Origin of the sequence: Roseivirga sp. E12 (assembly GCF_017592825.1) — a bacterium.
GTDB lineage: Bacteria > Bacteroidota > Bacteroidia > Cytophagales > Cyclobacteriaceae > Roseivirga.
The window spans coordinates 342,299-355,596 of sequence record NZ_JAGFMD010000002.1 but is presented as its reverse complement, the minus strand read 5'-3'; the positions used below and the strand labels follow the sequence as shown (position 1 = coordinate 355,596).

Annotated in this window: 10 protein-coding genes; 5 read left to right on the top strand and 5 right to left on the bottom strand. The window is 41.5% G+C overall.

Annotation, left to right across the window (positions count from 1 at the left end; translation table 11 throughout):
- Window positions 1–18: 18 nt before the first annotated feature.
- Together J4E76_RS09225 and J4E76_RS09220 are read right to left on the bottom strand one after the other, a co-directional pair.
- Complete coding sequence (locus J4E76_RS09225) at window positions 19–747, bottom strand: PKD domain-containing protein (RefSeq protein WP_208503379.1); 729 nt, start codon at window positions 745–747, stop codon at window positions 19–21.
- A 126-nt stretch (window positions 748–873) separates the two neighbouring features.
- The gene (locus J4E76_RS09220) at window positions 874–2,262 is read right to left on the bottom strand and encodes an HTTM domain-containing protein (RefSeq protein ID WP_208503377.1); all 1,389 of its coding nucleotides are present in this window, start codon (window positions 2,260–2,262) and stop codon (window positions 874–876) included.
- 136 nt (window positions 2,263–2,398) lie between these two features.
- On the opposite strand from J4E76_RS09220, the gene J4E76_RS09215 reads away from it, so the two are divergent.
- Complete coding sequence (locus J4E76_RS09215) at window positions 2,399–2,971, top strand: RNA polymerase sigma factor (RefSeq protein ID WP_208503375.1); 573 nt, start codon at window positions 2,399–2,401, stop codon at window positions 2,969–2,971.
- Complete coding sequence (locus J4E76_RS09210; protein ID WP_208503373.1) at window positions 2,968–3,345, top strand: hypothetical protein; 378 nt, start codon at window positions 2,968–2,970, stop codon at window positions 3,343–3,345. The genes J4E76_RS09215 and J4E76_RS09210 overlap by 4 nt, the downstream gene beginning before the upstream one ends.
- Here the strand turns inward: J4E76_RS09210 and J4E76_RS09205 are convergent.
- Entirely contained in the window at window positions 3,340–3,600 is a 261-nt protein-coding gene (locus J4E76_RS09205; protein WP_208503371.1) for a hypothetical protein, read from the bottom strand. The genes J4E76_RS09210 and J4E76_RS09205 overlap by 6 nt on opposite strands.
- A complete protein-coding gene (locus tag J4E76_RS09200) occupies window positions 3,584–4,087 on the bottom strand; it encodes a DUF4494 domain-containing protein (RefSeq protein ID WP_208503369.1) in 504 nt (167 codons plus the stop codon). The genes J4E76_RS09205 and J4E76_RS09200 overlap by 17 nt, the downstream gene beginning before the upstream one ends.
- A 113-nt stretch (window positions 4,088–4,200) precedes the next feature.
- On the opposite strand from J4E76_RS09200, the gene J4E76_RS09195 reads away from it, so the two are divergent.
- The 3 genes from J4E76_RS09195 (at window position 4,201) to J4E76_RS09185 (ending at window position 11,024) form a co-directional block, all read left to right on the top strand.
- A complete protein-coding gene (locus tag J4E76_RS09195) occupies window positions 4,201–5,370 on the top strand; it encodes a class I SAM-dependent RNA methyltransferase (RefSeq protein ID WP_208503368.1) in 1,170 nt (389 codons plus the stop codon).
- Entirely contained in the window at window positions 5,367–7,568 is a 2,202-nt protein-coding gene (locus J4E76_RS09190; RefSeq protein WP_208503366.1) for a patatin-like phospholipase family protein, read from the top strand. Before J4E76_RS09195 ends, J4E76_RS09190 begins: the two co-directional genes overlap by 4 nt.
- A gap of 75 nt (window positions 7,569–7,643) precedes the next feature.
- Window positions 7,644–11,024 carry a methylmalonyl-CoA mutase family protein gene (locus J4E76_RS09185; protein ID WP_208503364.1) on the top strand — a complete coding sequence of 1,127 codons (3,381 nt, stop codon included), beginning with the start codon at window positions 7,644–7,646 and terminating at the stop codon, window positions 11,022–11,024.
- Between the two features lie 783 nt (window positions 11,025–11,807).
- Here J4E76_RS09185 and J4E76_RS09180 read toward each other — a convergent pair.
- Window positions 11,808–13,214 (bottom strand): amidohydrolase family protein, encoded by a 1,407-nt coding sequence (locus J4E76_RS09180; RefSeq protein WP_208503362.1) that lies wholly within the window; start codon window positions 13,212–13,214, stop codon window positions 11,808–11,810.
- Window positions 13,215–13,298: the final 84 nt, after the last annotated feature.

The window sequence follows — 13,298 nt, the reverse complement described above, 5'->3', positions numbered from 1 at the left end:
ATTCAGAAAATTTACTGTTTATCGAATCTCAAAGACTAATGAGAACCGAAAGCCATTCGCAGTTATTTCGAATACACCTCCACCCAATTCATAGTCTTTTTCAGATTCAATCGTGATAGGGTTAAAAGTAAAACGATCCATTACTACTGAATTTTGTAACATATTCAGCGGAGGTTCATTGTCGAGAAATATCAGCTCCCAATCTTGATCAGTAAACATTACCTGAAACTCTGGAGGTAATCGCCCACCGGCTGGAAAGTCACTTTCGACATAATCGTTTCCAAAATTTAAAAACGAATTAGTATTGGGGTTAATGGCCTCGTAAAAGCCAATCAACAAATCTGGCCCTGTATCATCATCATCCCATGGATCTCCATTAGAATCCATGAAGTTTATGGTGTCTACTCTTATCGCCAAGGCCCATCGATTGCCTACTAAAACGCTTGAGGTCGTGGCTATGCGTTCTCCTGTACTACTGGTGACAGTAAGTCTAACTACAAATTCCCCGAGTTCTTCGTAAACGTGGTCTGGGTTTTCCTCATTAGAGGTTGTATTGTCTCCAAAATCCCAAAAATAAGTCTGGCCGTTTTCACTCGTATTAGTAAAAGTGACGGTCTCACCAACTTCAATGAAAAATCGATCTTGTTGGAAACTTGTGATAGGTTTTACAACGGTAGGATCATCTCCACTACACGAATTGAAGACAATGATAGTGAGAAGAATTAGTATTGGTTGAAGGTTCTTCATTAACAGAGGTTGAACGGGAGCACGTCAAAATAGAAACACCTTAGGTAGGAAACTCCCTTAGTACATCTGGATTTAACCCGTAGAGTATTAACTGCTTAGTATATCAACGTAAAGTTGAACGCATCGTTATCGTTGGTTTTCCAGAGGGGTATTTAGGGGTAATATCCAATCTGCATTGCCAAACCATGGCTTTGGTACTTGGGTGATGTCAAAGTTAGGCGCAATAAGCTGTTGGTAGCTCCGGCCATTGAGTGAGGCCCAAGCGTCTACATAGACCTTAACGTTTGAGCCCATCAGTCTGAATTCTTTTTGAATATGTTGTGCAAATTCCCAGATCATATAGGGTTTACCATCCATCTTGTTAGCCTGCCAATCCTCGATAAATCCATCCGTTCTGATTTGTATCTTTTCTTCGGAATCTTCATCCTGAATATAGAATCTGGTAATACCTGACTTGCCCCTGAGCTTCATATGCCAGGCATAGCGATGCCCTTCTTCTGTCCAGTGCACATTTCCTGGTATCAACAAATGCCTGAATGGTAAGCTGACTTGTAAGGCGACAAACAAGGCGAGTCCGACAATGATTCCTTTTTGAACTATTGGTCTTGAAAGACTATAGTCCTGGAAATGAGTATTGGGATTTGGTTTAAGCCCAACCGATGAAAGCAGCTTTCTTGGCCAGTCAGGAGCAAAAAAGATGGTGGTGGCAAACATCATAAACCAAGGGAAGATACCGATACTAAAAAGTTGATCATTCATCAAGTGAAACAGGGATATGATGATAAAGCCAATGAGTCTAGTTCGTTTAAAGAGAAGGACAGGAACGATAAGTAGGTCCAAAAGAAGACCGGAGTAAGACATAAACATGACCATCCATCGCTGATCGAAAAACTGACCAATAAGAGGGAAGTCCATATCTGATTGCAACCAATTGCTCAGGGGATAACCTCTGAGCCAATCAGGATTAATCTTAGCAACACCGCCAAAAAAGTACGGAATGGCTATAGTAAACCGGACTAACCACAAACTCCAGCAGGGGATTAAGGATGACCTGATCTTCCTAAACAGTATACTATCCAAGGAGAAGTGCCGGTGGGCGGGAATAAAGATCAGAATGAAACTGATGATCATGACCAGGTAAAAGTGGTTGAGATATCGTGCCTGCTCCAGCAGAAAAGTATAACTGAACAAGACAAAAAACAGGACCGTACTGATGCGGTAGAGAAAGCCTATTAGAATGAAGATGGCGAGAGTTCCTAAAGTGTACCAAAGCAAGTACATGTACTGTTCAGGCAAGGGTTGAAAGTTGAATGGACCGTAACTAAAGTTGAAGTCAGGCTCCACCCAATAGCGATGTATCCAGTCGTACCTGAAATACCGAGTTACCTCCCAGAACATGATCGCACCAAATACTAGTCGAAATATTACTATGGAAGAGTTATCAACAGGCTGAAATAGATTTTTGATCTTTTTCTTACCCCAGACTTCTTTGAGATCTCCTTGCAGAATGTTCATGACTTGATATGAAAGTAAATATATCAATCCGTTGCGAACAATACCTATTACTCATTGAATGTGCCGAGTGAGAAAAACTTTCTTGCAAATTGAACTATCAAAATTCTGAGTCGTCTTAAGGGGCGAGAAATTTAGAATGACAAAAAGGCGAGAATCTGGATCATTGAACTTTAAGCTGAACCTCCTTGTGTTGAGGTGTCAGGCAGGCAATGAACCTGCATTTAGAGATCTATACGAGCGCTTTAGCCAGAGCACACTGGTCTTTTTGGAGAACCTAACCAATCGTGAAGTGGCTCAAGATTTGAATCAGGAGGTATGGCTCAATGTCTATAGACAATTGGCCAATCTCTCGGACACAAGAAGGTTTAAGACTTGGTTGTTTCAAATTGCTAGAAACAGAGCACTGGACTATTTCAAAAGCACAAAAAGATTAAGAGAGTTTCACGAAATGTTGAAACCCGATATGGATGAATTAACAGAATTGATGTTAGAGGAAATAGACTTTAAGAGAGAAGATATCTTACAGAATTCTCTAGATGGTCTGTCTACCAAATTGAGAGAAGTGATTATCCTGAACTTCTTTGAAGGCATGGACTATTCCGAAATAGCATTTATTCTAGGTTGCTCTCTCGGTACCGTCAAGTCAAGAATCTATAATGGAAAACTGAAGATTAAAGAATTGTTAGAAACTAAAATGAAAAAGTCATGAGTGAAAGAGGAAAAAGTAACGATGCAGTCTGGAAAATGATTGAAAGAGAGAAAAGAAAAGATAAATCATTGACCACCATCAGCACTGTAGCGTGGATTGTCACACTATTGGTGGTTTGTGCATTTATGGTGCTAACTTTTATGGACTTTAGCCAGCAGATGAATCTTTATAAAAAGGGAGTTACTTCATACGAAAGTGTGATTTCTACTCTTGTGCCTTTTCTTATAATCCTAGGAATATTTAGCCTAATAGTAGCCATAGTAATGACTATTGGGAGGTTTATGCGACTTAGGACGGCAAACTTATTGGAGATTCAACAGAGATTGACACTTCTTGAGCAAAGCCTTCCTAATGAAGATAATGGACTTTTATGACCGGCACTCGTTGATTGCCGTTTCTAAAATGCCCATCACTTTTTCGGTATTCATACCTACAAGGGATGCTGGAAAACCTACTTCTAAGTTGGTGATCGCTAATGTCTGTGAAGCCTCGTCAAAATGGTAGTCAGTTGAGATGCCATTTTTGCTGAGGTAGCCAGAAGTACCTTCAAAGGCAAGACCCTGCTCTTTGAGCTTTGATCCTAAACAAGTAAATGTACTTGTCGAAACATTATCAAATGTCCTGTTCATCTTCTTCGGTTTCTAGTTCAGCAACTGGAGTTAGGTGATCAGGAATTCTCTCTTCACCGGTTTTGACATGATGAAATACTTCTAGCACAGGTGATTCCTTGATTTCAGGCACCACGAAAGTAACCAGCATATTGTTGAGACTTTCGTGAATTCTTTCCCAAGCCATTTTAATATCATCAGCATGGACGATCATTAAATTGGTCACTTTCTTTTCTTTGCCACTGTCAGCATCTCCAACCATGTAAGAGATTTTTGCTTGGTAGAAGACATCTCCTCCTGAGTATTCAAATACATCTACAATTTTACTTTTAGCAATACTGGTTACCTGAAATTCACCCATTACACGTTGACCAATCTCTTCGTAGATTTTTGCCTCAGCCTCAGTAAAAGATAGCGCATCCGCTAAGTAGGTCTCTGTTACATTCTTTACACGTCCGTGTTCGTCTTCTTTTTGGTATTTAACCTTACAAGTAAACCAGTTTTGCATATCAATAAATTTGGACTGCGAAGTTAAAATTCAATCATGACATTTAAAGCCTTTGAGCGAAAAGCCTTAGATTATTTTCGAATGATTGATGATCTGACGTATTTCGCTGACCAATGAGTAGTGTTTTCCCATATAAAAGTGCCATCGTAGTCACATGCTTTCCAAAGCAGAGCGATTGGCTTGCCAAAGAAATTGAAGCTTTAGACTTCGATGTAGTCAGTAAAAGCATCTCTGAAGTGGAGATTAGCGGTTACATGGATGACTGCATGCGCCTGAATATGTATTTGAGAACTGCCGGCAGGGTGCTTTTTCAGTTACAAAGATTTAGAGCAAATACTGCCGATGATCTTTATAAGAGAATAAAATCTATTCCTTGGGAAAACTACCTGCATAATGATAGCTACTTCTCTGTGACGTCATTCGTTCGCAATGAGCACATCAAAGACGATCGGTTCGCCAATGTAAGAGTCAAGGATGCGATTGCCGATCGCCTGATCGAAGTGACCGGAAAGCGACCCGACTCTGGCCCTAATCGTGATCACGTGGTAATCCATTTATACTGGAAAGAAGATCAGGTTCGTCTGTATTTCGATACATCGGGCAATACTATTTCGAAACACGGTTACAGAAGGATACCATTCAAAGCACCGATGATTGAATCATTGGCAGCTTCAACAATTATAGCGTCTGGTTGGGATAAGCAAAGCCATTTTGTAAACCCTATGTGTGGTAGCGGAACGCTTGCTATTGAAGCGGCTTTGATGGCCATCAATATGGCACCTGGCCTGCTCAGAGAGAATTTCGGTTTTATGCACCTCAAAGGTTATGATGAGGAGTCTTGGCAAGGCTATAGAAGACTGGCAAGACTTCAAGTGAAAAGATCTCCAGAGTTTAAAATCATTGCTTCGGATATGAACAAGAATGCCATTTGGTCTGCCAAAGAAAATGCCAAAACCGCTGGTGTAGATCATCTGATTGATTTTGAGTTGTGTGATTTTAGGGAAACCCCGGTGCCCGAATCTCCAGGAGTTGTAATGATGAATCCTGAATACGGAGAAAGATTGGGAGCTGACAAAGACCTCGAAGAAATCTATTCCGCAATAGGGGACTTCTTTAAGCAGCGTTGTAAAGGATATATTGGCTTTGTATTTACAGGGAATCTCGATTTGGCCAAGAGGATTGGACTTCGAACTTCGGCTAAGATTCCATTTTTTAATGCAAGAATTGAATGTAGATTACTGAAGTACGAACTCTATCAAGGAACTAAGAAAATTCGCGATTGAAAATAATTAACGCATTCGTTAACAGCTTTCCTATCAAGCTACTTTTGGTGCATGTTAAGCACAATCAGTTCCTGCTGTTCTATTGGTTAATTCTGTTCTCGATTGTTGATGGTCGTTTTGGCAAAGCCCTCGGTATCCCCTTTCTATTTCTAGATCCCATTTATATGGGAGAAGTAGGTTTTTGGGGCTTTCTCATTATAGGTGTGGCATTGGCGGGCTTTTCGATGGCTTTCAATATTACCAGTTATATTCTTGATGGCTTCAGGTTTCCGTTTCTGGGAACACTACCAAGACCGTTTTCCCATTATTGCCTCAATAACTCGCTGATTCCTATTGCTTTTTTAACCTTCTATGTTCAAAGGGTTATTGTCTTTCAGGATACGGTTGAACTATATAGTGGCCCTCAGATTGTTATGGGTCTATTGGGCTTGTTCACAGGTATCATTTTCATGCTGAGCTTCCTTTTTGTCTATTTCTCTAGAACCAATCGAGACATTCAAAAAGTGATGCGAAGCAAAACTTTGCGCAGTAGTAAGGGTTCACAAAGGGTTCGTCACAATGCTTTTAAGCAATTGAGAAAAATGAGACGGTCTAAGGTAAAAGTGAAGTATTACTTTTCACTGAAGCTAAAGCACTACTCGACAAGAAGGTATGAGAAGTATTACGATCGAATTGCCATACTCGGAATCTTCAAGCAAAATCAGCGGAATGCTATCGTTATAGAGTTATTGCTCTTGGCAGTCTTGGTGATCTTGGGGGTTTTTCAGTCCTCACCACTTTTCCAGATTCCTGCTGCCGCCTCAGGTATATTTCTTTTTACCATGATAGTGATGGCAACAGGTGCGTTGAGCTATTGGCTCCGTTCTTGGGTGGTAACCGCTGTTATCGGCCTCCTGCTACTCTTTAATGTGCTCTCAAGCGCTTTCAACTGGGGTTACCAATATCCAGCCTACGGTCTGGATTATACTGGAGAAAAGGCTGATTACTCCTTAGAAACTATTGAGGCCATTAGTGGTAGCGAAGAGATTGAAGCATCCAAGGCACATTGGCTTAAAATGCTTGAGAACTGGAGGTTAAAGTCAGGAGAAGAGAAACCTCGAATGACTTTAATTGCTGTCAGTGGTGGTGGGCAACGATCGGCACTATGGACTATCAATGTTTTGCAGCATGTAGATTCAGTAATGGCGGGTAACTTGATGAATGAAACAGTCTTGATTTCAGGAGCATCGGGTGGTTTGGTAGGTGCTGCCTTTTACCGCGATTTATTCTGGACGGATAAGAACCCCCAAGATAAAGTCCACTTGGAGCATATGGGTAAGGAATTATTGAATCCATTGATCTTCTCACTATTAATCAACGATATCTTTTACAAAGCCAGAAAGTTTAAATATGGCGGTCAGCGTTATAAACGAGAGCGTGGTTATGAGTTTGAGAATAACCTCAGTGAGAACTTAGAGGGAATGTTGGACAGGCCAATTTCGGCATATCAAAAAGCGGAATTCTCTGGAGATATTCCGGCATTGTTGGTGAGCCCATTAATTACCAATGATGGCAGGAAGCTCTATATTTCTCCTCAGCCAGTAAGCTTTCTAAACCTTCGACCTAATGAACAGAGCATAGTTCAGGGAGTAGATTTTAGGTCGTTACTGAAAGACCAACAAGCCGATAGCCTAAGGTTTTTAACGGCCTTGCGAATGAGTGCCACCTTCCCTTACATCACACCAACGATCACTTTACCTACCAATCCACCAATAAAAATTGCTGATGCCGGTATTTCTGACAACTATGGTGTGGTAGATGCACTGATCTTTTTGAATGTTTTTAAAGATTGGATTTTGGAGAATACAAGTGAAGTGGTACTTCTTTCTATCAGAGACTCAGAAAAGAATGAGGAGTTAGGGCCTGTCGGAGGAGAGAACTTTCTTGAGAGGTTTTTCTCACCCATACAGTCGGCCTATTCGAGTTGGGATAAGGTACAGACCATTAAGAATGATCAATTTTTTGAACTCACCAAGTCTCGGATGGGAGATCATCTGAAGCGTGTCGAATTCCAGTATGTGAGCGAAGAAGGGCTTGAAGAAAGGGCCTCACTGAGTTGGAGGTTGACAGAATTAGAAAAGAGAAATATCCTTAAGGCCATTCATAAAAAAAAGAATCAAAACATCCTCAGAAGTCTTTCTGGAGCGAAACGCTACTAATAACACTGCCTAACAAGTGTTAGGAAAACCATTCTTTTTGCCTAAATTTGCAGACCGTTTACACCCTTGAACAATATGCAAGACGTAGCTCCTTACAAGCCTAAGAATAAGATCAGAATAGTTACAGCAGCCTCTCTTTTTGATGGGCATGATGCGGCCATTAACATTATGCGAAGGATCATTCAAGCCACTGGCTGTGAGGTTATTCATCTTGGCCATGATAGAAGTGTGGAAGAGGTTGTAAATACTGCCATACAGGAAGACGCACAGGCTATTGCTATGACTTCTTATCAAGGTGGACATAACGAGTACTTCAAGTATATGTATGACCTTTTGAAAGAGAAAGGTGCTGAGCATATCCGAATCTTCGGAGGAGGAGGAGGAGTAATCCTGCCTGAAGAGATCAAGGAATTAATGGACTACGGTGTCACTCGGATTTATGCTCCAGATGACGGCCGTGCCATGGGCTTGCAAGGCATGATCAATGATATGGTCGAAAGGTGTGATTTCCCTACGGGTGAAAACCTCAACGGAGAGGTAAATCATCTTGTTGAGAAGAATACCAAGGCGATTGCTAGAGTTATTTCAGCTGCCGAAAACTTCCCAGAAGAATCTAAAGGCGACCTAGATAAAGTGCATGAAATGGCAAAAGCCGTTGCAACGCCAGTCTTAGGTATCACTGGTACGGGAGGTTCTGGTAAATCTTCTTTAGTGGACGAATTGGTCAGAAGATTCTTGATTGACTTTGAAGACAAGAACATAGCTATCGTTTCAGTAGATCCATCTAAGAGAAAGACGGGTGGTGCACTGCTTGGCGATCGTATTCGTATGAACTCCATCAATAACGAGAGGGTATATATGCGCTCTTTGGCCACGCGTCAATCTAATCTCGCGCTTTCTAAGCATGTAAAAGAGGCAGTTCAGGTGTTAAAGGCGGCTCAATATGATCTCATCATCCTTGAGACTTCTGGAATTGGCCAATCAGATACAGAGATTCTTGACCACTCAGACGTCTCACTTTATGTAATGACACCTGAGTATGGTGCTGCCACTCAGCTTGAAAAAATTGACATGCTCGATTTTGCTGATGTGATTGCATTAAACAAGTTCGATAAGCGTGGTGCATTAGATGCCCTTCGCGATGTAAAGAAGCAATATCAACGCAATCACGGTTTGTGGACCGCCAACGTTGATGAAATGCCAGTGTTTGGCACAATCGCTTCTCAATTCAATGACCCGGGTATGAATTCACTATACAAAGTGATCATGGATACAGTGGTTGAAAGAACGGGCGCTGAACTGAATTCAACTTTTGAGATCACAAATGAAATGTCTGAGAAGATATTTGTGATCCCGCCAAAGAGAACTCGATACCTCTCCGAAATTTCGGAGAGTAATAGAGGCTATGACGTTAGAGCATTATCACAGGCGGATATTGCCGATAAACTTTACGGACTTCATAAATCAATAGAAACCCTTCAAGACTCGGAGATTGAAGATAAAGATCGATTGATCAAAGGCCTTCAAGAATCTTTCGAGAAAGTGAAGCTGGACTTCGATCCGCACAACTGGCAGTTGATTGAGCAGTGGGAGGAGAAGAAAAAGAAATACACAGACCCTGTTTATAGTTTCAAGGTTCGCGACAAAGAAATTAAGATTCAGACCCATTCCGAATCACTATCACATACTCAAATACCGAAAGTTTCTCTGCCTAAGTTCAGAAGCTGGGGAGACGTCCTGAGATGGTCACTTCAAGAAAATGTTCCAGGCGAGTTTCCTTATACGGCAGGGATCTATCCTTTCAAAAGAGAGGGGGAAGATCCGACAAGGATGTTTGCAGGTGAAGGCGGACCGGAGCGTACCAACAGACGTTTTCACTATGTGAGTTTGGGCATGCCTGCCGCCAGGCTATCGACCGCTTTTGATTCAGTGACTCTTTATGGAAACGATCCAGACCATCGTCCGGATATCTATGGCAAAATAGGAAACGCAGGTGTGAGTATTTGCTGCCTAGATGATGCTAAGAAGCTTTATTCAGGATTCGACTTGTCCAATCCGACCACATCTGTTTCGATGACCATTAATGGCCCAGCTCCAATGTTGCTTGGTTTCTTTATGAATGCAGCCATCGATCAGCAATGCGAGGTGTACATCAAAGAGAACGGTCTTGAAAAAGAGATAGAAGCAAAAATCGCGAAGATTTATAAGGACAAAGGAGTCGCAAGACCACAATACCAAGGTGATTTGCCAGAGGGTAATGATGGTCTCGGGTTAATGCTTTTAGGTGTAACCGGAGATCAGGTTTTGCCTGCGGAAGTTTACGAGCCAATTAAGGCAAAAACGCTATCCGTGGTTAGGGGAACTGTTCAGGCGGATATCCTTAAAGAGGATCAAGCACAGAATACTTGTATTTTCTCTACCGAATTTGCCCTTCGTTTGATGGGGGATGTTCAGCAATATTTTATTGAACAGTCGGTTAGAAACTTCTACTCTGTTTCGATCTCAGGCTATCATATTGCAGAAGCCGGTGCAAACCCGATTACGCAATTGGCCTTCACATTGGCGAACGGCTTTACCTATGTAGAATACTATCTGAGCCGTGGAATGGATATCAATGCCTTTGGTCCTAATCTGTCATTCTTCTTCTCAAATGGTATCGATCCAGAATATGCGGTGATCGGTCGTGTGGCGAGGAGAATTTGGGCAAAAGCCCTAAAGCATAAGTATGGTGCTAACCCTAGAGCACAAATGCTCAAGTACCATATTCAGACTTCAGGCCGATCGCTTCATGCCCAGGAAATTGACTTCAACGATATTAGAACAACGCTTCAGGCATTATATGCGATTTACGATAACTGTAATTCGCTGCACACTAATGCATATGACGAGGCTATTACGACTCCTACAGAGGAGTCTGTACGCAGGGCAATGGCTATTCAATTGATCATCAATAAAGAACTTGGCCTAGCCAAGAATGAAAATCCAATGCAAGGATCATTCATCACTGAAGAATTGACTGATTTAGTAGAGGAAGCTGTATTGGTGGAATTTGATCGCATTACTGAAAGAGGAGGAGTCCTTGGTGCAATGGAAACTATGTATCAGAGAAGTAAGATTCAGGAAGAATCGCTTTACTATGAGACCCTTAAGCATACAGGTGAGTTCCCAATTATCGGTGTAAACACTTTCTTAAGCTCTAAAGGGTCGCCTACTGTACAGCCAAAAGAAGTGATTCGCGCGACTGAAGAAGAGAAACAGTATCAGATAGCCATGCTGAATGATCTGAATGAGGGTAATAAGTCAAAGATTGAAGAGATTGTCAAACGACTTCAGACTGCGGCTATTCAAAATGAAAACCTTTTTGAAGAGTTGATGGAAGCCTGTAAATATTGCTCATTAGGGCAGATCACAAGCGCCCTCTTTGAGGTAGGTGGTCAATATAGGCGCAACATGTAGTTGCTTTGGTAATCAGTTGATTAGTCAATCGGTAATTAGTTCATAGAATCTCCTAATTGAGCACTGTCATTTGCTTGTTGGTGACAACACCAACAAGGGCGAGAGTCTGTGTATTGCCGTCATTCTGAATGAAGCGTGGCGGAATGAAAGAATCCGTCTGTTGATATCACTGCCCAAATGAACTTATAGAAGGCTTGCCACAGGGACGGATTGCCGCATCAAAATCTTTGCTGCTGTAGGATTCTCCAATCGCAATACTGAATTCAATTCAGTGGCCTTGAATTGATAGTTTGTTGGTAGTGGCTACGATCCTTGTTTATTCAAGCGAAATTTCTAATCAGTATTTGTGCTATGATCGTCAATGTGATAACGGTCACTATAATTGCCTTCTCGGAAGGAATTTTACTTTTCTTAAAAAGTAAATTTTTAGAGTCAAAGAGAGGCAAAATGAAAAATAAGAAACCACCTAATTGGAGGTATAGACCAAATGATGCTGTATTAGGGGATAAGTGCCCTAATGATGAGGTTAACGGATCAAATAATAATGAATAATTGAAGTCGAGTAGGTAGAAGAATAAACTTAAGAGGAGTATTTTTTTCTGGAGCCACCCACAAGCAAAAATGGACATAACTATTCCAGTTAAACCCAAAAACAAATCCAGCCATGCTGGTTCTGGATTAATAACACTAGATAAGGCAAAGCCTAATATTAAGATTAGCGAAGAAAGGTAGGTTATGATTTTGGATCGTTGTTCTCTAAACATTTACTTCAGATATAATAGTTTACTTTTCCATGCTATCAAGCATAGCTTTTAAGTCAGCGGAACTATAGGTTTTGGAGTGTAGGACAAGGGTGTTGATCTTTTGTGTATTTGTGATGTCATCCAACGGATTGTCATCAAGTATTAATATATCTCCTGACTTACCGACTTCTAGGCTGCCATAGAAATCTTCCACTCTCAAGAACTTTGCTCCATTAATGGTTGCTGCTTTTAGGGCTTCCAAAGGCGAGAGTCCTGCTTCCACCAAGGCGGCTAGTTCCTGATGTAATGAAATACCCTGGTAAGTATATGAATTGGAAGCACCAGAGTCTGACCCTGCCAAGAGTGAAACGCCTGCGGCACTCATTTTTGGTACTAGGTTTTTAAAAGCGGTATTCAAACGATGGCGCATGGCCACAAAGTCTTCGGAGGCTCGAGCGGCACTTCTGATTCTACCTTGGTATGTTTCAATAATGCCATTTCCGATGTACTGTAAGTATTCGTCATTGCTATGGTCATCACGATCTAGGTAGGACAGGGTGTTTCCTATATGCATCGTTGGGGTCACGTAGGTGTCATTATCCACGAGCATTTTGAAGGTTTTTTGTGCTTGTTCTTCGGAGTAAGTATCCATTAGGGTAGTCATAGATCCCCAAAAGCCAGCTTTGCGATTAATATTATCGTCTGTCACCTTTTGCTCTGCTGAGGAGGAGCCCTTCAATATATAATAGAGATGTTCGACCGAACCGAGACCTGCAGTAACGGCATCTTCTAGCATTACTGTAAAAGGCATATGTCCCGAAGTTCTAATCCCTCTTCTTTCCGCCTCTTCTAAAATCCAGATATAGGCCTCTTTAGTAATCCGGCTATCATAGAGTTTGATAAAGTCCACATTCATTTGCTCTAGCGAGTCTATCGCAATGACTGCATCTTCTTTTGTTACTACAGGAATTGAACCGGCCCATGTAGCTCTGGGCCCATCCAGTTTAGGTCCTGAAGTATAGATCTTTGGCCCGATTAGTGACCCGTTTTCTATTTCTGATTGCCATTTGAAAATTTCCGAAGTCATATCTCCACCGGCTTCACGCACCCCAGTAATTCCATTGGCAATAAATAGAGGGAGTAGGTTCTTGTTTTCTGCGATCAATTCATCACCACCTCGAAAGTGGACATGCATATCCCAAAGTCCTGGAATAACATATTTTCCGGTCGCATCAATTGTTTGCATGGCAGAGTGATTTGAACTCCCTCCACCTATATAAACGATGGAGTCGTTCCTAATCCCCAAACTCATGTCAGTACTGACTTTACCAGTATTTACATCAATGACATTAGCATGTTGAATGAGTATGTCAACTTGTTCTATCTGTTTTGAGGAACAACCGAATAGGAGTAAAGCCGAAATGATGGCAGGAATGAATCGCTTCATGGACAGCACTGTTTAAGGTATAACCTAAAAGTATCAATTCAATTGACAGAATAGAACCAGTATTTCTTTAGTGGTAACCGAGTA

What these genes read in the sequence shown, in the direction of transcription:
- J4E76_RS09220 (WP_208503377.1), bottom strand. Translation starts at nt 2,262, where the DNA reads ATGAACATTCTGCAAGGAGATCTCAAAGAAGTCTGGGGTAAGAAAAAG.
- J4E76_RS09180 (WP_208503362.1), bottom strand. Translation starts at nt 13,214, where the DNA reads ATGAAGCGATTCATTCCTGCCATCATTTCGGCTTTACTCCTATTCGGT.
- J4E76_RS09225 (WP_208503379.1), bottom strand. Translation starts at nt 747, where the DNA reads ATGAAGAACCTTCAACCAATACTAATTCTTCTCACTATCATTGTCTTC.
- J4E76_RS09210 (WP_208503373.1), top strand. Translation starts at nt 2,968, where the DNA reads ATGAGTGAAAGAGGAAAAAGTAACGATGCAGTCTGGAAAATGATTGAA.
- J4E76_RS09215 (WP_208503375.1), top strand. Translation starts at nt 2,399, where the DNA reads ATGACAAAAAGGCGAGAATCTGGATCATTGAACTTTAAGCTGAACCTC.
- J4E76_RS09185 (WP_208503364.1), top strand. Translation starts at nt 7,644, where the DNA reads ATGCAAGACGTAGCTCCTTACAAGCCTAAGAATAAGATCAGAATAGTT.
- J4E76_RS09195 (WP_208503368.1), top strand. Translation starts at nt 4,201, where the DNA reads ATGAGTAGTGTTTTCCCATATAAAAGTGCCATCGTAGTCACATGCTTT.
- J4E76_RS09200 (WP_208503369.1), bottom strand. Translation starts at nt 4,087, where the DNA reads ATGCAAAACTGGTTTACTTGTAAGGTTAAATACCAAAAAGAAGACGAA.
- J4E76_RS09205 (WP_208503371.1), bottom strand. Translation starts at nt 3,600, where the DNA reads ATGAACAGGACATTTGATAATGTTTCGACAAGTACATTTACTTGTTTA.